This is a genomic window from Sorangium sp. So ce363 (assembly GCF_051520435.1).
In the GTDB taxonomy this organism is placed as follows: domain Bacteria; phylum Myxococcota_A; class Polyangia; order Polyangiales; family Polyangiaceae; genus Sorangium; species Sorangium cellulosum_B.
In genome coordinates this window covers 11,484,693-11,503,851 of sequence record NZ_CP150333.1, presented here as the reverse complement: position 1 = coordinate 11,503,851, position 19,159 = coordinate 11,484,693, and the positions used below count along the sequence as shown (strand labels likewise).

The window sequence follows — 19,159 nt, the reverse complement described above, 5'->3', positions numbered from 1 at the left end:
CCTTTATAAAGCCTGCTTCCTCATCGGCGCCCTGAGCTCGGCGAGCACGCGCTCGCGGACGAGCGGCAGCGGCGGCGAGCCGTGCGAGAGGAGCGCGTCGTGGAAGCGGCGCAGCGAGAACGCCGGGCCCAGGGCCGCCTTCGCCTCCTCGCGGAGCTTCAGGATCTGGAGCTTGCCGAGCGTGTAGGCGAAGTAGCCGGGGTCGAACGTCGCGCGCACCGCCTGCTCCCGCGCCGTCGCGCGGTCCTGGAAGCAGTCGTCGACGAAGCGGCGCTCGGCCTCGTCGAGGCTCATGCCCTCCGCGTGCACCCCGAGCGACACGACCACCCGGCAGTTGCGCAGCAGCGCGTCCGCGAGCTGGCCGAGGCGACTCTGCGGGTCCTCCTTGCCGAACCCCTGCTCGATCATCATCTGCTCGACGTAGTGGGCCCAGCCCTCCACGAACGAGTAGCTCCCGAACATCTTCTGCGTCTCCGTCGGCGCCCGGTTCCCCCACAGGCCCTGGACGAAGTGCCCCGGGTAGACCTCGTGCACGGTCGTCGAGAGCAGCGTGCCCCGCGGCATCACGTACTCCTCCTGCTCCTTCCGGGGCCACGAGGGGTCCGGCTTCGTGATGTAGTAGAACGCCTCGAGCCCCTTCCGCTCGAACGGCCCCGGCGCGTCGAGGAAGGCGGCGTTCCAGCGCATGTAGGGCGGCGTCTCCTTCACGATCGCCCGCTCGTCGGACGGGAGGCTCACGATCTCCTTGTCGACGAGGAACTTGCGCGCCGACTCCATCATCCGCGTCGCCTCGGCGAGGAGCTGCTCCGCCTTCGGCCGGGAGGTCTTCACCTTCCTGGCGAGCTCCTGGTACGCCGCCTTGTTCGCCGCGAGGTCGTCCTCGCCCATCTTCTTGAACTCGGCGAGCGGCATCGAGAGCCCCTCCTGCGCGAGGAGGAGCTTCCGGTACCGCGCCTCCCCGAGCACATGGCTCGCGTCGCCCTTCGGCAGCTCGACCTTCGCGAGGTGCTCGGCGAGCTTCTCCGCCGCGTCGGCGAGCGCGGCGTTCGTCTTCTCGAAATCGGCCTGGAACGCGGGATCGCCCACGCCCTTGAGCAGCTTGACGACGTCGCCGCGCAGGTACTCGGCGTAGCCCCGGAAGATCTTCACGGCGACCTCGATCACCGGCTTCGGCATCGGGCTCACGAGGTTCTCGAGGACGCGCGGCGCCTGGGCCAGCGCCGCCTTCTCGTGCTCGAGGAGGCGCCGCGCGCGCTCGGGCAGCGGCGCGTACGCGCGATCGAGGTAGTGGTTCACGCCGAACAGATCGCCGTAGAACTGCGGCCGCCGGCGCCACTCCTCGACGTCCCTCCCGGTGAAGATCTTGAGGTCGATCTGCTGGAGCAGCAGCGCGCGGTCGAGCGCCTCGTCCGGGGAGAGCGCCGCGGCGTCGACGGCGGCGAGCGCCGCGCGGTCGCGCTCGAGGCGCGCGAGCCGCCGCTCTATCGCCGCGGCGGCGTAGTCGGAGACCTTGCCGTCCTGCTCGTGCAGCCCGCGCGAGCGCGCGAAGGCCGGCTCGTCCGCGACCCACTCGCGCAGGATCCGATCGCGCAGCGCGGTGAACGGCTCGCGCGGCGCCTCCGCTGGCCGCGTGGGCTCGGCGCTCGCCACAGCCTGAGGGGGCGCCGCGGCCTGAGGGGGCGCCGCGCCGAGAGAAGGAGGCGGCGCCGAGGCGCTCCCGCTGCAGGCGGCGAGCGCTGCGAGCGGCGCGAGCGCCGCGAGCCGGCGCCAGCGCGAGCGGACAGGTGTGGGTGCGGCCATGACGGGGCGAGCCTGTCAAACCGGCCCGCGCAGGTCAACGCCGCAGGTCAGTCGCGGAGCGCGCGATCGATGATCGTGTCTACGTGCGAGAGCGCGTGGTCGAGGTCGAAGCAGCGCGCGATTTCGTCCGGGGCGAGCAGCGCCGCGACGTCGGCGTCGGCGTCGAGGTTGTCGCGGAAGCGCCCCTCGCCCGCGATCGCGCGCATCGCGCAGCGCTGCACCAGCTCGTAGGCCGCCTGCCGCGGCCTGCCCTTCTGGACGAGCGCCAGGAGCACCGCCTCACTGAAGAAGAGCTCGCCCGTGCTGTCGAGGTTCTGGCGCAGCTTCTCGGGGTAGACGACCAGCCCCTCCACGAGCCCGGCGGCGCGGTCGAGCATGAACCCGAGCGTCGAGGTCGCGTCGGGCGCGATCATCCGCTCGACCGACGAGTGCGAGATGTCGCGCTCGTGCCACAGCGGCACGTTCTCGAGCGCCGGGATCACGGCCGCGCGCACGATGCGCGCGAGGCCGCACAGGTTCTCGCTGAGGATGGGGTTGCGCTTGTGGGGCATCGCGCTCGAGCCCTTCTGGCCCACGGTGAAGCGCTCCTCCGCCTCGCGGACCTCGGTGCGCTGCCAGTGCCGCACGTTGGTCGCGAGCCGCTCGATGCCCGCCGCGATGAGCGAGAGCGCGGTGAAGAGCTCGGCGTGGCGGTCGCGCGCGACGACCTGCGTCGAGACCGTCTCGGGGCGCAGGCCCAGGGCGGCGAGCGCGCGCTCCTCGATGCGCGGCGACAGGTGCGCGTACGTGCCGACCGCGCCGGCGATCTTCCCGACCGCGATCGCCTGGCGCGCCGCGAGCAGGCGCGCCCTGCCGCGCTTCATCTCCGCGAGGTGGCCGGCGAGCGCCAGGCCGAACGTGATCGGCTCGGCGGCGATGCCGTGGCTCCTGCCGATCATCGGGGTGCGCCGGTGCTCGTCCGCGCGCCGCGCGAGCGCGCTGCAGAGCTTGTCGAGCCGCGCCGAGAGCAGGTCCGTCGCGCGGACGAGCAGCACCGCGAGGCTCGTGTCGAGCACGTCGCTCGAGGTCATCCCCCGGTGCAGCCACCGCGCGCCCTCGCCCGCGAGCTCCTCGACGTGCGTCAGGAAGGCGATGACGTCGTGCTTGACCGTGCGCTCGATCGCCTCGATCCGCGCGGGATCGAGCGAGAGCTGCTTCGCGCGGATCCCCTTCGCGATGCCGGCGGGCACGAGCCCTTCGGCCTCCATCGCCTCGCAAGCGGCGAGCTCCACCTCGAGCCAGGTCGAGAATCGGGTGGCGGGCGACCAGAGCTCTTCGAATTCAGCAGGAGTGTAGCGGGGGATCATGGGCGGGACGCTGCGAAGGTCTGGAGGGTGCGTCAAGGATGGAGTGGTCCAGGGAGGTCCGGGCGCGCGGGGGCCGGCTCGCGCTGCTCGCCTGCGCGCGCCGCGCCGCGCCGCGCCGCGCGCGACCCGCGCCGTCGGGCGGGGCGCTTGCGGACGCGCGGCGCGCGGCAAACGTTGGCGCGATGCCAACCGAAGCACCGGCGCCTGCGCGCGCCGATCAGGGCAGGTCGTTCGCCCGCACGCCCCACGCGGCGGGCGACGCGCCGCCAGAGACGCTGCCCGCAGGGGCGAGCGAGCCGAACGCCGTCAGCCAGGCGCCGCTTCCCCCGCGGGCCGAGCCTGGGCGCCGCGAGCCGGCGGGGCGCGCTGGCGGCGCGGCCGCCGCTGCCAGCGCGCCGGCTGTCGTGAACGAGCCGGCGCCCGCGAGCGAGACCCGCGCGAGCGTGCGCGGGGGTCGCCGGGTGAAGCCGTACATCGTGGTGGTCGCGATGGACCTGTCCGAGCCGGGCGGGCGGGCGTGGCGCTTCGCCTTCGATCTGGCGGCGCTCCGCGGCGAGACGGAGATCCACGCGGTGGTCATCGGCCCGCGGCAGGTCGCCCCTGCAGTGCGCGACGTGACGACGCCGGGCGCGTCGTCGCCGCCGTCGCTCCGCGTGCTCCAGCACCGGTTCGCGGACGGCCAGGCCCGGCTGATGGCGATGCACTTCCGCACGGGCCGGCCGGACCGGGCCATCGTCTCGCTCGCCCGAGAGCTCAGCGCCGATCTCATCGTCGTGGCCACGCACCCGCAGTCGCCCCTGCAGCGGCTCTTCGGCGGCTCGACGGCCGATCGAATCGCGCGGAACGCGCCGTGCCCGGTCGTCGTCGTGCGCCCCAAGGAGGACGACGACGCCGACGCGGCCAACTACGACCCCAGGCTGCGCTGACGCGGAGGCGCGCGGCGGACCACCGAGCGCTCGATCTGCGCGCTCGGTGTCGCTCGGGCGCGGGCTACCGCGCGCTCGATGCCCGCGCGACGGACTACCGCGCGCTCGACGGCTGAGCGTCGGCCTGCGCCGCCGGGTCGAGCTTGTCCGGCGCGCTGACGCCCTCGGCCTTGCCCCCTTCGCGCGTGTCCGCGTAGCCCCACGCGACGCCGGCCGCGTCGACGAGGAGGTTGTTCGCGTCGCCGATCGGCATCGGGTCCATCACGAGGACGTGCCCTCGCCGCGCGAGGTCGTCGAGGGCGGCCTGCGGCGGAGGCGTCAGCCGCTCGACGCGCACGCGATCCGGCATCCACTGGTGGTGGATGCGCGCGTGGCGGACTGCCTCGTCGATGGTCATCCCGTGATCGACCAGGTTGCGGAGGACCTGCGCGACGGTGTTCGGGATCGTGTCGCCCCCAGGAGATCCGAGGACGAGCGCGACCTTGTCGTCGCGGCTCACGAGGGTGGGCGTCATCGAGCTCGCCATGCGTTTGCCCGGCGCCACCGCGTTGATCCCCGTCTCGGAGAAGGCGCCCATCGCGTTGGCGAGCAGGATGCCCGTGCCGGGGATCACGATCCTCGCGCCGAAGCTCGCCGACAGGGTGGTCGTGCACGAGACCGCGTTGCCCTGCGCGTCGATCACCGAGAAGTGCGTCGTCTGCGGGGACTCCTGCGCGACGGCGCCCAGGGGCGCCGCGATGTCGCCCGCCGGCGTGGCCCGCTCCGGGTCGACGGGCGGCCTGCGGCGCATCAGGTAGGCCCCGTCGAGGAGCTGCGCGAGCAGCTGCGCCGTCTCGGGCGCGACGAAATCGGGGTCGGCGCTCACCTTGCGCCGATCCGCGTACGCCCGCTTCGCCGCCTCGACGAACAGGTGCAGCGACAGCCCCGAGTCGGCGGGCGCCTCGTGCGCCTTGAGCCGCTCGAGCGTGAGCATCATCTCCGCGAGCGCGACGCCGCCCATCGAGGGGGGCGGCATCGTGTCGACGGTGAAGCCGCGGTACGAGAACCGGAGGGGCGCGCGCCACTTCGCCTGGTAGGCGCGCAGGTCGCTCTCGCTGATGTGGCCGCCGCGCTCGCGCATCGCGCCGGCGATCTGCCGAGCGATGGCGCCCTCGTAGAACGCGCGCGGCCCCTCCGCGGCGAGCGTCTCGAGGGTGCGGGCGAGATCGAGCTGCCGCACCAGCTCGCCCTGGGCGACCGGCGCCTTGCCCCGCCCCCAGATGGCGCTCGCGGCCCGATCGGCCTTCAGCCGCGGCCACGCCCAGCGCAGCGTCAGCGCCTGCCGCGCGCCGAGGCGGTGCCCCTTGCGCGCGAGGGAGATCGCCGGGGCCAGCAGCTCGGCGAGCGGGCGGGTGCCGAACCGCTCGTGGGCCAGGGCGAGGCCGGCGACCGAGCCCGGGACGCCGGCGGACGCATAGCCGTACGCGCCGGCGCGCACCATCGCCATGTTCGACTCGGTGGTCACCGACGCGGGCGCGGCCTCGCGGAAGTCGATCGCCTGCGTCTCGCCGTTCGCGAGGCGGACCAGCATGAAGCCGCCGCCGCCGATGTTGCCCGCGCTCGGGTGGGTCACCGCCAGCGCGAACGCCACGGCGACCGCGGCGTCGACCGCGTTGCCGCCGCGCCGCAGCACGTCCGCGCCCGCGCGCGTCGCGTGCTCCTCGACCGAGGTCACGAGCCCGGCGTCGCCGCGCACCGCCCGCGGGCCGCCCGAGGCGAGCGCGATCGGCGGCACCGGCGGCGTCGGCTCCGGCGCCGCGGCGTCGGCCGCGGGCGCCGCCGCGGCGCTCGCGGCCTGCGGCGCGGCGCTCGCGCTGGCGATGGCCGGCGCGCCCGAGGCCGCGGGCGCCGCCGGGTGCGGCGCGGGCGGCGTGCGGGCCTCGCAGCCTGCGAGCAGCGCCAGGGCGAGCGCCCAGCGCGGCTTCGAACGACGGGGCAAGGTCATCAGGGTGCGCGCGAATCTACTACGGTGCCGGAGAGAGCCGGGCCGGGCCGCGCGGGGCGACCCGGCCTGGGGGATTCGTTCAGGACGCGAGGGGGCGCAGCCGGCGCGCGCCGGATCCGCCTCCGGCGCGCGCCGTCAGGAACGCCGGGCCTCGCTCAGGACCGCTTGCGGCGGCGCGCGGCGGCCACGCCCACGCCAGCGACGAGCGCCGCGAGCCCGGTGCCCGCGAACGGCGCGGATGAGGACCCCGGCGCGGCGGCGCAGGAGACGCTGGCCTCGGCCTCGGCGTGGGCGTTCACCTCGATCTCGAGCGTGCTCAGGTAATCGAGGCAGTCCTGGAGGCTCCCGACGACGTCGACATACTGACCGTTGCAGAACAGGGCGCCTTCCGGCTCCGAGCACTTCGCCTCACACCCGCCCTGGAGATCGACCGTGCAGTCCGCATTGCAGTCGATGTCGCAGTCGAAGTTCGCCTCGGCCTTGCACTCGCCCTCGCAGCTCGCGTCGCATTTTGCCTGGCAATCCGCGCTCGGCGGCGTCCCCTCGCAGCTCGCGCCGCACTCGCCGTCGCAGCTCGCCTTGCAGGCCCCCTCGCACTCCGCCTGGGAGCCGCTGCCGCTGGCGCTCGCCGAACACTTGGCGCTGCAGTCCCCCTTGCAGCTGGCCGAGCAGCTCGCCTTGCAGTCGAAGCTTCCGGGATCGACGGTGCAATCAGCTTTGCATTCCCCGGAGCAGTCGACGTTGCAGTCGGCGCTCGCGCTGGCGTTGCACTCGCCCTCGCATTTCCCGGCGCACGCCGCCGTGAGGTTGACCGGCGTGCAGCTCACCTCGCAGCCGCCCGAGGTACGAAACTCGCAGTTTGCGCTCGCTGCGAGCTGGATATTTCCACAAGCCTCCGGGCCGGGCGCCGCCGACGCCGACGAGGCGATGGCCAGAGGGATCGCAAAAGTAAACGCACTCACAAAAAGCTGAGCAATGGTCCGTCGCATGCCAATTCTCCTGGGTTCAGAGCGCGGGATCCGCGTGTGGTCTCCGCAGGTGTTGCAATCGGACGACCAGCGCCACCCTTTGAAGCATTTCCCAAGAAAAAAGTCTCGCTGCTCGTGACCGATCGGCCACAGCGTATCTCCGAGTTCACGGTCCCATGATGCGCCATGCCACACGAAGGGCATGTCCGGGCAGGTGAGGACACCTGCGACGTGGTGATCAGCGGCTCACAGTGTCGGCGATTTGCCCTGTTCCGTAGCGCGCCACCACGCCCTTGCGGGCTCTGCCGGGTGTCGGCCGGCTAAGGAAGTCCCCGCCGACCGCCCAGAAGGCCCCTTCCCCGTCGGCCCAGACGGCGTGGAGATCGGCGTAGGGCTCCTCGGTGAACTCATCGATCCAGGCCCCGTCGACGAGGCGCTGCTTGAGCCCTCCATAACCGACGATCGCGACCTCCCCCGGGCGGCCGCAGGCGACGCCGTTCACGTCGTTGGTGAGCTCTATCTCGAGCCTGTGCCACGACGCGCCGTCCGAGCGGAGCACGTCTCTCCCGCCGACCGCGTATACCTCTTCACGGCTGCAGCCGGCGGCCGTGAACAGGGTGCCCTGCGCGATCGGCGGATCGGATTGCACTTCCCAGGTCGAGCCCGAGCGGTGCCAGATCACGCCGAACTCGCCCACGGCGTAGAGATCCTCGGACGATTCGCCCCACACCTTGTAGAGCGCCCGGCCGGTCGCCGCCGGCAGCGGCTCTCGCGACCATGCGCTGCCATCCCAGCGGAGGACGATGTCTTTCTCCGCGTCCGCGCCGCTGCCGGGCATGCCGCCGACCGCCCAGGCATCGTCGGGTGAAAACGCGATCACGCCCCACAGCGTCGCCTCCGTCCCCGTCTCGTGCTCGGTGAACGTCGCGCCGTCCCACCGCGCGGCGCGACCGCGCTCGCCGACCATCCAGACGTCCTGCGGACCGGAGCCGGCCACCCACCAGAAGGTCGTATCCCCGCCCGCCGGGAGCTCGCGCCACCTCGCCCCGTCGTAGTGCAGCGCGAGCGCCTGGAGGCCCGTGTTGCCGAGCGGCCCCCCGACGGCGAACACGTCGTCGGGCGCCGTCCCCCAGATCGAGAGGACCGCGCGGTCGAGATCGCCCTTGTCGAGCAGCACGCGCCACGCCGGCGGCTCCTGCTCGGGCGGCCTCGCAGGGTCGCCGGGGCAGCCGGCGAGGGCGACCGCGCCGAGCGTCGCCAGAGCCATGGAGTGAAAGCAGGTGCGCATGGGATAGAAGACCCGCCTGGAGAGGTCCTGCCGGCGCGCCGCCATGGAGGGCTCAGTTGCAGAACACGTCGGTCTGCTTCGGATAGTAATAGACGAAGATGTTGCAGTGCTCGTTCTTCTCGACGATCGGCCCGAACGTGTAGCAGCAATCGAGCGACTCTGCGGCGGTCCCGTTCTTGGACACGTCGTAGTCGTCGAGGCCCTTGCACCCCACGGACGGGTCCGGCTGCTGCCACTCGTAGGTGCATCCGTACCAGACGCCGCCGTTCGTCGGGAGCTCCCTGTCGAGCTCCGGCGAGATGAGCATCGGCGGGTCGTCCCACGCGTCCGATGTGTAGAAGCGATCCGAGGCCGGAGGCGTGCCGATGGTCTTGCCGTCCCATGCATACATATCGAACCGCGTGCCCCGGCTGTGGAAATGGCCGTTGGCGCCGATGATCTTCACGGGAGAGGGGCTGTTGATCTGGCACGAGCCCTCGAACGTGGGCGTCGGGTTCGACTGACAGACACGGATCGACTGCTTGGTCGCGAAGACGGTGCCCATCTCGGCCTTGACCTCGGCGGCGGGCAGCGCCCAGAAGTTCACCCGGACGCGGCCGACCGCCTCGGGGGTCTTCTGCGACGTCGCATTCACGTAATGCGTCTGCAGCATCAGCCACTCGTCGGGCGCGAGGACGTTCGCGACGCCCTCGGGGAACTCCCAGTCGACCTGGCCGTTCTGCTGCGAGTTCGCGATGAGCGGCCAGTCGGCCCAGTTGGGGCTCTTGAAGCACTCCCCGACCCCGTTCTGGTTCTTCTGGATGAGCCCGCCCTCCGGCCCCAGCCCCTTCACGGTCTTCACGCGGAAGATGTTCATGTGGTGCGAGCCGTCGCGCTGCGCGATCTGCACGCGGTGGAGGTTCACGGGCGCGGTCGGGTCCAGCCCGTTCGACGCGGCGAGCTCGCTGACCTTGAAGAAGTAGCAGTCCTGCTGCTCGACCCCCGCCGGCACCTCGGTCTCCTCGGTCTGCATCTGGAAGCCCTGGCCGACCGGCGGCACATCGAGCAGCGACTCGTCGACCGGCGCGGGCGTCACGCCCCCGCCCCCGTCAACGCAGGCCACGATCCCCAGCACGACAGGAAGCAAACCAAGCGTCAGGCATCGAACAGCCATGAGTCCCTCCGGGCAATCGCGTCGCGATGAGGAGAGATATACACGGCTGCACAATTTCAGGGCGTTCGTGTCAGGCGGCGGGCATGGTTCCGTCGGGCTCCGGGGCGCCGTGGCCGAGCGCTGGCCGGTGCTGCTAGGATGTGGGAGAGGTTCAACCATGGCGGCGCCCAAGAAATGCGGTCCACACACCGAGCTCGCCTCGAACGAGGCGACACGCATCACCCGGTGCGGGTGTGGCACCGTGCACGTGACACTCATCGGCCCTGGCGTGACGTTTCGCATGCCAGCGGACGCGTTCCGGGGCGTCGCCTCCGGGCTCAAGGCAGCGGCCGAGCGGCTTGACGACGACCCCCGTTTCGGCACGACCTCCATCAATTAGCTTGCGCGCCCGCAGCGGAGCGGCCTACCAGTGGCTTCGCCGCTGAGATCTCTCTCCTCGGATGGCCGCTGGTCGAAAGAGGGCGCCTCTCGTGTACGACGACGACGCGGAGCACTGGGTCGGCAAGACGTTCGCCGGGACGTGGTGGATCGAGCGCGTGCTTGGCACCGGCGGCATGGGGAGCGTGCTGCTCGGGCGTGCGGCGGACGGCTCTCAGGTCGCGCTCAAGGTGCTGCACCCGGAGCTCAACGCGATCACGGAGGTGCGGAAGCGCTTCCTGCGCGAGGGGTTCATCGGCAACACGCTCGGCGGGGCGGACGCGGTTCCCGGCGTGGTGCGCGTGCTCGGCTCCGGCGAGACGCAGGAGGGCCTCGCCTACCTGACGATGGAGGCGCTCCAGGGAGAGACGCTCTTCGATCGGATGGCGCGCACCGGGACGATGCCGGCCGGCGAGGTGCTCGCGCTCGCGGACCAGGTGCTCGAGACGCTGGCGATCGCGCACGCGCGCGGCGTCGTGCACCGCGATCTCAAGCCCGAGAACATCCACCTCGGCAACGATGGGCGCGTGCGCATGCTCGACTTCGGCATCGCGCGCGTCGTCGACGGGCTCACCGGCCTGCCCGAGAAGACCGCGACAAAGACGGGCATGATCATGGGCACGGCGACGTACATGGCGCCGGAGCAAGCGACGGGGCTGATCCACGACATCGACGGGCGCACCGATCTCTTCGGGCTCGGAGCGACGATGTTCCGGCTGCTCGCGGGCCGACAGGTGCACGGCGAGGTGACGGAGGCCATGGAGGTCATCGCCGCCGCGACCGAGGCCGCGCCGCCGCTCGCCTCGATCGCGCCCGGGATCTCGCCCGCCGTCGCGGCCGTTGTCGATCGCTCGCTGGCGTTCATCAAGTTCCATCGCTACCCGAACGCCGAGACCATGCGCGCGGACGTCCGCGCTGTACGCGCAGGCGCGCTGCCTCCGTACGCGCAGGCCGTCATCGAGGGGCGGATCCGCGCCGGCCAGCCGAACTCTCAGCCGGCGCCTCCGCTGCATGCCGGCGGTTCGCCGAGCGCGCGCCCGCAGCCGACCGTGGTGGAGCCGGCCGCGGCCCCTCGCCATTCGCACTCGATGAGCCGACCGGAGCGAACGCTCGACGACAACCCGTCAGCGCCCTCCCGCGCTGGCGCGTCGCTCTCGCAGCTCTCGACGGGCAAGCTGCTCCTGCTCGTCGGCGGCGCCTCGCTCGTCACGGGCGTCATCGTGGCGGTGATCGTCGTCCTGCTGGTGTTCAGCCGCTGAGGGCCACGAGCGCGCCGCCAAGGGCGCGCTCGTCGACGTGGAGCGGAGGGTGTCGACGACTCCGGCGTCGTGCTGTTGCTGAGCCGCTGAGGGGCCACGAGCGCGCCGCCAAGGGCGCGCTCGTCAGAGGTGCAGGGGATCGTCGGTGGAAGGTGCCGGCGGGGCCGCTGGGCCCCGCTGCGGTCACTCGCGCTCGTCGAGCGGCGTGTAGTCGACGGCGTTCTCGCCGGTGTAGATCTGCCGCGGACGGCCGATCTTGCCGGTCGGATCGTCGTTCATCTCCTTCCAGTGGGCGATCCAGCCGGGGAGGCGCCCGAGCGCGAACATGACGGTGAACATGTTCGTGGGGAAGCCGAGCGCGCGGTAGATGATGCCGCTGTAGAAGTCGACGTTCGGGTAGAGCTTCCGCTCGACGAAGTACGGATCCTTCAGCGCGGTCTCCTCGAGGCGCTGCGCGATGTCGAGCAGCGGATCCTTGATGCCGAGCTTCGCCAGGATCTTGTCGGCCGCCGCCTTGATGAGGACGGCGCGCGGATCGTAGTTCTTGTACACGCGGTGGCCGAAGCCCATCAGGCGGAAGTTCGAGGTCTTGTCCTTCGCGAGCTTGACGAACTTCGAGACGTCGCCGCCGTCCGCGCGGATCGCCTCGAGCATCGTCACGACCTCCTGGTTCGCGCCGCCGTGGAGCGGGCCCCAGAGCGCGCAGATCCCAGCGGCGACCGAGGCGAAGAGGTTCGCCTTCGAGCTCCCGACGAGGCGCACCGTCGACGTCGAGCAGTTCTGCTCGTGATCGGCGTGCAGGATCAGGAGCAGGTTCAGCACCTTCACGATGTCCTCGTCGATCTCGTACGGCTCCGCCGGGACCGAGAACATCATGTTCAGGAAGTTCGCACAGTACGAGAGCGAGTTGTGCGGGTAGACGAACGGCTGGCCGATCGACTTCTTGTACGAGAACGCCGCGATCGTGCGCACCTTGGAGAGCAGCCTCGCGATGGTGATGTCGAGGTGCTCGGTGTTCTTCACGTCGATCGCTTCCGGGTAGTAGCTCGACAGGGAGAGCACCATCGCGGACAGGATCGCCATGGGGTGCGCCGTCGACGGGTAGCCGTCGAAGAAGCGCTTCATGTCCTCGTGGATCAGCGAGTGCCGGGTGAGCAGCGTCGAGAACCGGGACAGCTCGCTCTTGCTCGGCAGCTTGCCGTAGATCAGGAGGTACGAGGTCTCCACGAAGGTCGACTTCTCGCCGAGCTGCTCGATCGGGATGCCGCGGTAGCGGAGGATGCCCTTCTCCCCATCGAGGAACGTGATGGAGCTCGTGGTCGAGGCCGTATTGACGAAGGCCGGGTCGATGCAAACGTACCCGGTCTTCGAACGAAGGGACGCGACGTCGATCGCCTTCTCCCCCTCGGTGCCCGTGATCACAGGCAACTCGATCGTCTGCTCCCCACCGTTCTTCTTCAGCGTTAACTTCGCGGTCTCCTGCACGCCTCCTCCTTCCGCCGCAGCGCGGCGTAAGCTATCACGGGCCGAGGGAAGAATGCTTCCCCGAGAAAATGAGGTGATGCATTTGAGCGAGCCGGTCGTGCGGGGGGAGCTGGCCCACCACCCGGAGGCGCCTCGGTTTGCGGCCGAGGTGCGGCGTGTCCACGGGCGTTACGCCGACGAGGTTGTCGCTCGCTACCGGCTCTGCCCGTTCATGCGCGACGCCGCAACCGGATTCGGACGCTTTTACGTCCTGCTCGATCGCGAGCCCGTCCTGGAGACGGCGCTGGCGGTCATGGAGGAGGCCGACTCCGCGGTGGTGCACCTGGTTTTCCCGTGCATCCATGCTCCGTCGCCCCAGTTCGAGCGCTTCGCGTCGCGCCTGGGTGAACAGCTGCGGCGGCGCCTCAGCCCCGCGCCGGTGCTCGCCGCGTTCCACCCCGAGATGGCGGGGGACGAGACGAACTCGCACCGGCTCGTCGGTCTCCTCCGACACGCGCCAGATCCGTTTGTACAAACGATTCCAGAGGGGCTGAACCATACTGGGACCGTCCTCGCGGGGGCAGGCGTCGAGCCTGCGGTCGACCCCGCCGAGGACAATTACCGACGCCTTGAAGGGGCAGGGATCGCCGCAGTCAAGATGAGGCTCGCGGAGATCATGGCTGATCGGGACTCGAGTTATGCGCCCTTCCTCGCGCAGCTCGGGCTCACCCGCCCCGGCCCGCGCTTCAGCCCGCTCCCAACACCGTAGCGCACGGGGGAAGAGCGCAAATGAAACACCTGCGAAACGCGCGCGAAACGCGTGTTGAGCGGGGTGATGGCCCTCGGCTCAATCCGCAGGCGAGCGGCGCGGCGCCGGGTCCGACCCGTCGGAGCCGGACCCGGCCTTGGCCTCGCGCTGCGCCATCAGCGGCATCAGGTACGGGAAGCCGGCCGCCATCGTATCGAGGTGGGGATCGATCTGGGCGGCCAGCCAGAAGAGGAGCACGCAAGCGCGCTCGACATAGAACCAGTCCTCCGGGTACTCGAACGACCGCATCAGCTCCTGGAGCTCACCGCGCTCCAGCTCGGGGTCCGCGAGCCGCTCCAGCTGCTCGGGGCGGGCGCGCATCAGCGCCGCCGGCGTGCGATCCCGGATCTTGAGCAGCTTCGCGAAGTAGGTCTTCACGGTCCTCTCGAGGAGCGCGTCGTTGCCCCCGGGCGCGACGAAGCCCATCCTCCGGAAGCCGCGCACGACCGCCGCGTCGTCCTGCGCGAAGATGCCCTTCAGGATGTCGAGCAGCCCGTCGATGAGCTCGTCCCGGGCCTCGCAGCTCGCGCCGAAGTCGAGGACGACGAGGCGAAAGCCGCCGCCCTCCTCCGCGCGCCGCGCGGCGACAAGGAAATTCCCCGGGTGCGGATCGGCGTGGAAGAAGCGATCCGCGAAGAGCATCTTGTAGAAGGCCTGCACGAGCCTGAGCGCGACGTCCGAGGGCTCGACGCCCGCGCTCCGGAGCGCGTCGAGGCGGGTGATCTTGATTCCTTCCATGAAGGTCATCGTGAGCACGTCGCGCGTCGTGAGCTCGTGGATGACCTCCGGGAACGCGATGCCCGCGTCGCCCTCGAAGTTCTGCGCCATCCGCTCCATGCACGCGGCCTCGTGCAGGTAGTCGGTCTCCCGGCGGAGCAGATCGACCAGCGACTCGTGCACCCGCTCGATGTGCCCCACCGGGACGAACCGCTTGTAGACGAGGATCGCGAGGCGCAGGACGCGCAGGTCGACGGCGATGATCCCGCGGATGCCGGGGTAGAGGAACTTGACCGCGACCTTGCGGCCGTCGCGGAGGCGCGCGACGTGGACCTGCCCCAGCGACGCGGCCGCGAGCGGCGCGCGCTCGATCGACGCGAACAGCTCGCCCGCAGAGCGGCCGAAGCTCGCGCGCAGCGCGGCCTCGAGATCGCTGAACGGGTGCGGCGGCACCTGGTCCTGGAGCTGCTCGAGCTCCTTGCCATAAGCACGAGGCAAGAAGCCGCCCATGATGGACAGCACCTGGCCGAGCTTGATGAAGACGCCCCGCAGCTGGAGCATGGCGCGCAGCAGGCGCCGGGCGTTGTTCTGATCGACGCGGGCGCGGCGCGCGACGAGCCAGCGAGGCGGCTCACCTGCAGGCGAGCCGCGCCCGAGGCGCCTCGCGAACACCCGCACGAGCCCCAGCTGAATGAGGTAGCTCGTCAGGATGACCGAGAACGCGAGCAGCGCGCGGAAGAGTCGGACGGCGAGCGTCATGTGCGGCAAAGCAGCCGCACCATGCTACCGCAGGGGCCGCGCGGGGCCAGCGGTGCTCGCCCTCGCCCGCCGGCGATGGGTGAATCCCGGCGAGGGGGCCGCCGCGGACCTCCGCCGCGCAGCGGAGCCCTCCGGCGAGCCGGGCAGGCTCAGGACAGCGAGTCCTTGATCGCCTTGATGGGGCGGGCGCGGACCGACTTGCTGGCCGGCTTGGCCGCGAACGTCATCGGCTGCTTCGTGAAGGGGTTGATCCCCTCGCGCGCCTTCGTCGCGGGCTTCTTGACGACGCGGAACTTCGCGAAGCCGGGCATCGTGAAGATGCCGTTCTTCTTGAGCTCCTTGTACGCGATGTCGGTCAGCGACTCGAGGATCGCCTTGACCTGCTTGCGCGAGATCTCGTTCTCGTTGGCCTCGACCACCGCGTTGATCAGCGCGCTCTTGCTGAGCGACGTGCTCTTCTTCCCATCCGCCTTCTTGGCCGCCATGTTCATTCCTCCTGAGGTTTGTGCCCTCTTGCGGGCCAAAGGAACCACAACGGCCGCCGCAGATCCAGTGTCGAATCGTCGATCGGAGCTACAAAAGAAGGGGTTTCATGCCCCGGGGGGCGCGCCGCTCCGCCGGAAGGACGGCCGGGGGGCCCTGGCACGGGCCGTCAAATCCGCGGGAAAACAGCTCAAATCGACCCTTCTTCAGGCCTCGCGCGCCCGCCGCGAGGGAGGTCGCATGCCGGGCGCTCGCCGTAGGAGATCACCCGAACCCCTTCCGTTGAAGGCGATCCTGGTCGCCCGGGCGGGCCTAGCGGCGGCTCACCGCCGAGCCCGCGCCCCACTTCCGCTTGGCGGAGAGGCCCAGGATCGTCAGCGACTGGGGCGCCTGCGTGAACTCGATGACGTCGCCGAAGCCGACGCTGACCGAGTGGATCGGCCCGTCGAAGAAGAGCTTCGCGTCGTGCGTCTTGCTGCGCACGACGAGCGAGGCGCCCGGCTGGATCAAGGCGTGACGGAGGCGGTACTCCTCGCCGTGGGGGGTGTAGGGCTCGCGGACGACGAGCTGGAGCCGCTTCGACGTGAGCGGCAGGACGCGCCCGCCCGCGGAGCGCTGCGCGGCCGTGGACCCGGCCGCAGGACCGATCCAGAAGCCGCTCGACTTCTGCTCCTCCTCGGCCCGGCCGAGCCGGAGCACGTAACGCGACGTTGCCGCGGGGGAGATGTGGCAGAAGAGCGCGTCGTTCAGGACGCGCCCCGTGGCGAGCTTGTCGTTCACCGTGACCTGCATGCGGGTGAGCACGGTGCTGCGGAGCGAGCCGCTCAGCGCCCCCGCGATCGCGTCGGCCGCGTCGCCGCTCGTCGCGCCGCAGAAGAAGCCGACGGAGTGGCCCGGCGCGCTGTTGATGCCGAGGATCGGCACGTCGCCGACGTTGTGGGACGCGCTGAGGAGCGTCCCGTCGCCGCCGACCGTGATCACGAGGTCGAGCTCGCCCGCGTCGAAGGACTGCGCCGCGCTGGCGACGACATCGATCTGGACCCCGAGGTCGTCGAGCGCCGCCTTGACCTCGCGCACGGTCTGCTCGTGCGCATCGTGCGACGCCTTGAGGCGCGCGACCGCGGAGTCGCCGGCCTCGATGAGCCGCGTGATGCGCGGATCCTTCCGCTCCTCGCGGTAAATCTTCCAGGCGGAGCGCTTCACGACGAGCGCGACGCGGGGCGGACGCCGCGGCGCGGGCGCGGGGGATCGTTCCGCCATCAGAGCTCCGCGAGGCGCCGGAGCGCCACCTCCGTCTTCGCGTCCTCGATCACGCCGCGCCGGGTGAGCTCGATCGCCTCGTCGAGCGGGACCGCCGCGATGGCCGCGAACCGCTCGAGGGGAGAGCCGTCCTCGAGCGGCGTCCCCTGGCGAGCCGGGTCGACCTCGACATGAAAGAAGAAGTGCCGCTCGCCCACCATGCCCGGCGCCGGGAACGTCGACGGGCCGAGCGGGTGGAGGTCCGACGGAGGCACGTCGAAGCCGACCTCCTCAAGCAGCTCGCGCGCGGCGGAGCGCTGCAGGCCCTCCGGGCTCCGCTCGTCGAGCTCGACGAGCCCGGCGGGCAGCTCCCAGATCGCGCCGAGCGTCGGCGCCTCCGGGATGGGCCACGCCTCGGGCGGGCGGGTCGCGGCCGGAGGCCGGAACGCCGAGCGGAGGAAGACGTGACGGCGCCCGTCCGCGCCGCGGTAGTGCGGGGCGATCACCACCGCGTCGAGGCGCCCGCGATCGACGCTGTCGTAGGTGAACGGGTCGCTCAGCGAGCCGTCCGGGAACTCGACGCGGAACACCTGGCGTCGCACGTTGAGGAAACCAGGGCCGTCCAGCGAGGGGACCGTCCGGACCAGCTTGAGAGCGAGCTTCGGGAAGGGAGGTAGCCGCATGCGTCGAGGCGCAAAGCATAGCGCCAAACGGCCGCCGATCGCGATGCGCCTCGTCCCCGCGCCCGGCGCGACCTCGCCCCCGCGCCCGGGGGGCCTCGGGCTCAGCGGAGCACGAGGACCCAGACGTCGTAGAGCGCGTGGGTCCAGACGGCCGGCGCGAAGCCGCGGAAGACGTAGATCGCCGTGAGAACGAGCCCGCACACCATGCGGAACACGAAGGAGGGGAGGTTCCAGGGATCGCCCAGCGACCCGACATAGTGCCAGCCGGAGAAGACGGCGGCGGCCACGACCGCCCAGCCGACCATCAGCACCACCCCCTGGACCCCCCTGCCGAAGAAGAACTTGATCCCGAGCGCGCCCAGCCCGTAGAGGCCGGCGCGGAAGGCGATCTCCTCGTAGAAGCCCGCGCCGAGCGACATCACGACCCCGGTGAAGATGTCGTTCGACGGGGCGGGCGGCCCGAGCCGGAGGGAGCCGACCACATAGGAGCCGGCGAAGCGCATCAGGATGGCGTAGAGCGCGCCCTCGGCGGCGAGCAGCGCGAAGCGCCTCGTCTGGAGGGCGTGGCCGCGGCCGAGGATGGAAAGGACGAGGACGAACGCGGCCCCGACGGCGACGGTGAGGCCCGCGTAGAGCGGGAGGCTGTGCTTGGCCAGCGCGCGGAGCTCGGCGGTGACCGGATCCGCCGCGTTGCGGATGGGGAGGAAGGCGACGCCGAGGTGATACAGGACGAAGATCGGCATCGTCAGCGCGAGATCGGTCAGCGCATCGCTCTTCGCGGTGGGCTTGTCGCCGGCAGGGGCCGCCCCCGGCCGGGCGAGCTCCGGTCCGGCGCCGAGCATCAGGACGGCCTCAGGCGGTACACGATCACCAGCACCTCGGCCGACCACATGACGACGTTCAGCACGAAGGGCGTGTCCCGGAGGATCTCCTGGGTGGGGCTCTCCGACCTCGCGCTGCCGGCCACGAGCTGGAGAAACCGGATCCCGCCGAAGAGCGGGTGGATCGCCGTGAGCCAGAGGTACGGGTTCTGGAAGAACCGCTGCGTGTCGTGGTCGAGCGTGTACGCCAGGTAGGTGGCGAAGGTGGCGAGGCCCGTCACGGCGAGCGCCGCCGTCAGGGCGGAAGGCGAGTAGCCGTCGAGCGCCGCGCGCTGCTTCGAGGCGTTGGCCGAGGCGAGCTCGTGGCGGCGCTTGCCGAAGCCGAGGAAGAGCGCGAGCAGCGCGGTGCAGGCGATCATGAAGCCGGAGAGCGGCGTCCTCGTCGCGAAGCCGCCTGCGAGCACGCGCAGCACGAAGAAGATCGCGATGCAGCCGACGTCGAGGTAGGCGATCTTCTTGAGCCGGAACGAGTAGGCGACGTTGAGGACGTAGTAGCTGGCGGCGACGACCGCGAAGAGCGGCGGGCCGAGCAGGCTCGCGCCGAGCGCGATGACCGCGAGGCCGACCGCCATCGCCTTGGCGACCGGGATCGGCACGCGGCCCGAGGCGATCGGCCGGAAGCGCTTGACCGGGTGGACCCGATCGGCCTCGACGTCGACGATGTCGTTCAGGATGTAGACGGCGCCGGCGAGCAGGCAGAAGATCGCGAAGGCCCCGATCGCGCTCGTGATGATCGAGGGGTGGGTCAGGTGCTTGGCGAACACCACGGGGGCGAGGACGAAGAGGTTCTTCACCCACTGGTGGGGCCGCATCGCGCGGACCATCCCGCGCACACGCCAGAGCAGCGTCCCCTTCGGCGAGTCGGGCAACAGAGGCGGCTGCGCTATCAAGCCGCCCGAGGGGGGCCCGCTCTCCGGCGGACGGGAGCTCGGCACGCCGGCGCTCCGCGGAGGCGACGACGGAGGCTTGCCGGCGGGGACGGAG

General features: G+C 71.1%; 17 protein-coding genes. 4 read left to right on the top strand and 13 right to left on the bottom strand.

Going from position 1 to position 19,159, the window contains the following annotated elements; genetic code table 11:
- Positions 1–3: 3 nt before the first annotated feature.
- Positions 4–1,800 carry a DUF885 domain-containing protein gene (locus WMF12_RS43275; RefSeq protein ID WP_437854550.1) on the bottom strand — a complete coding sequence of 599 codons (1,797 nt, stop codon included), beginning with the start codon at positions 1,798–1,800 and terminating at the stop codon, positions 4–6.
- A 47-nt stretch (positions 1,801–1,847) separates the two neighbouring features.
- Complete coding sequence (purB, locus tag WMF12_RS43270) at positions 1,848–3,146, bottom strand: adenylosuccinate lyase (RefSeq protein WP_437742554.1); 1,299 nt, start codon at positions 3,144–3,146, stop codon at positions 1,848–1,850.
- A 182-nt stretch (positions 3,147–3,328) separates the two neighbouring features.
- Between purB and WMF12_RS43265 the strand changes: the two genes are divergently transcribed.
- Positions 3,329–4,072 (top strand): universal stress protein, encoded by a 744-nt coding sequence (locus WMF12_RS43265; RefSeq protein ID WP_437854548.1) that lies wholly within the window; start codon positions 3,329–3,331, stop codon positions 4,070–4,072.
- A 94-nt stretch (positions 4,073–4,166) separates the two neighbouring features.
- Here WMF12_RS43265 and ggt read toward each other — a convergent pair whose 3' ends face one another.
- The 4 genes from ggt to WMF12_RS43245 all read right to left on the bottom strand — a co-directional run bounded on the left by ggt (position 4,167) and on the right by WMF12_RS43245 (position 9,465).
- Complete coding sequence (gene ggt / locus WMF12_RS43260) at positions 4,167–6,056, bottom strand: gamma-glutamyltransferase (protein WP_437854547.1); 1,890 nt, start codon at positions 6,054–6,056, stop codon at positions 4,167–4,169.
- A gap of 155 nt (positions 6,057–6,211) precedes the next feature.
- The gene (locus WMF12_RS43255; RefSeq protein ID WP_437854546.1) at positions 6,212–6,883 is read right to left on the bottom strand and encodes a hypothetical protein; all 672 of its coding nucleotides are present in this window, start codon (positions 6,881–6,883) and stop codon (positions 6,212–6,214) included.
- 379 nt (positions 6,884–7,262) lie between these two features.
- On the bottom strand, positions 7,263–8,357 hold the full coding sequence (locus WMF12_RS43250; protein WP_437854545.1) for a WD40/YVTN/BNR-like repeat-containing protein: 1,095 nt from the start codon (positions 8,355–8,357) through the stop codon (positions 7,263–7,265).
- Positions 8,358–8,364: 7 nt separating this feature from the next.
- Positions 8,365–9,465: a hypothetical protein gene (locus WMF12_RS43245; protein ID WP_437854544.1), complete on the bottom strand. Its 1,101-nt coding sequence runs from the start codon at positions 9,463–9,465 to the stop codon at positions 8,365–8,367.
- Between the two features lie 157 nt (positions 9,466–9,622).
- Between WMF12_RS43245 and WMF12_RS43240 the strand changes: the two genes are divergently transcribed.
- Entirely contained in the window at positions 9,623–9,844 is a 222-nt protein-coding gene (locus tag WMF12_RS43240; RefSeq protein WP_437296083.1) for a hypothetical protein, read from the top strand.
- 91 nt (positions 9,845–9,935) lie between these two features.
- The gene (locus tag WMF12_RS43235) at positions 9,936–11,141 is read left to right on the top strand and encodes a protein kinase domain-containing protein (protein ID WP_437854543.1); all 1,206 of its coding nucleotides are present in this window, start codon (positions 9,936–9,938) and stop codon (positions 11,139–11,141) included.
- Positions 11,142–11,324: 183 nt separating this feature from the next.
- Here the strand turns inward: WMF12_RS43235 and WMF12_RS43230 are convergent, their stop codons facing one another.
- A complete protein-coding gene (locus tag WMF12_RS43230; protein ID WP_437296081.1) occupies positions 11,325–12,626 on the bottom strand; it encodes a citrate synthase in 1,302 nt (433 codons plus the stop codon).
- Positions 12,627–12,702: 76 nt separating this feature from the next.
- On the opposite strand from WMF12_RS43230, the gene WMF12_RS43225 reads away from it, so the two are divergent.
- Positions 12,703–13,374, top strand: a complete 672-nt coding sequence (locus tag WMF12_RS43225; RefSeq protein WP_437742547.1) for a hypothetical protein — start codon at positions 12,703–12,705, stop codon at positions 13,372–13,374.
- A gap of 78 nt (positions 13,375–13,452) precedes the next feature.
- Here WMF12_RS43225 and WMF12_RS43220 read toward each other — a convergent pair whose 3' ends face one another.
- The 6 genes from WMF12_RS43220 to WMF12_RS43195 all read right to left on the bottom strand — a co-directional run bounded on the left by WMF12_RS43220 (position 13,453) and on the right by WMF12_RS43195 (position 19,110).
- Positions 13,453–14,889, bottom strand: a complete 1,437-nt coding sequence (locus WMF12_RS43220) for an ABC1 kinase family protein (RefSeq protein ID WP_437854542.1) — start codon at positions 14,887–14,889, stop codon at positions 13,453–13,455.
- 149 nt (positions 14,890–15,038) lie between these two features.
- Positions 15,039–15,374 carry an HU family DNA-binding protein gene (locus WMF12_RS43215; protein WP_012240887.1) on the bottom strand — a complete coding sequence of 112 codons (336 nt, stop codon included), beginning with the start codon at positions 15,372–15,374 and terminating at the stop codon, positions 15,039–15,041.
- A gap of 310 nt (positions 15,375–15,684) precedes the next feature.
- On the bottom strand, positions 15,685–16,632 hold the full coding sequence (locus WMF12_RS43210) for an NAD(+)/NADH kinase (protein ID WP_437854540.1): 948 nt from the start codon (positions 16,630–16,632) through the stop codon (positions 15,685–15,687).
- Positions 16,632–17,294 (bottom strand): NUDIX hydrolase, encoded by a 663-nt coding sequence (locus tag WMF12_RS43205; RefSeq protein WP_437854539.1) that lies wholly within the window; start codon positions 17,292–17,294, stop codon positions 16,632–16,634. Before WMF12_RS43205 ends, WMF12_RS43210 begins: the two co-directional genes overlap by 1 nt.
- A gap of 101 nt (positions 17,295–17,395) precedes the next feature.
- Positions 17,396–18,136 (bottom strand): CPBP family glutamic-type intramembrane protease, encoded by a 741-nt coding sequence (locus WMF12_RS43200; protein ID WP_437854538.1) that lies wholly within the window; start codon positions 18,134–18,136, stop codon positions 17,396–17,398.
- Entirely contained in the window at positions 18,136–19,110 is a 975-nt protein-coding gene (locus WMF12_RS43195; protein ID WP_437742542.1) for a decaprenyl-phosphate phosphoribosyltransferase, read from the bottom strand. The genes WMF12_RS43200 and WMF12_RS43195 overlap by 1 nt, the downstream gene beginning before the upstream one ends.
- Positions 19,111–19,159 lie beyond the last annotated feature (49 nt).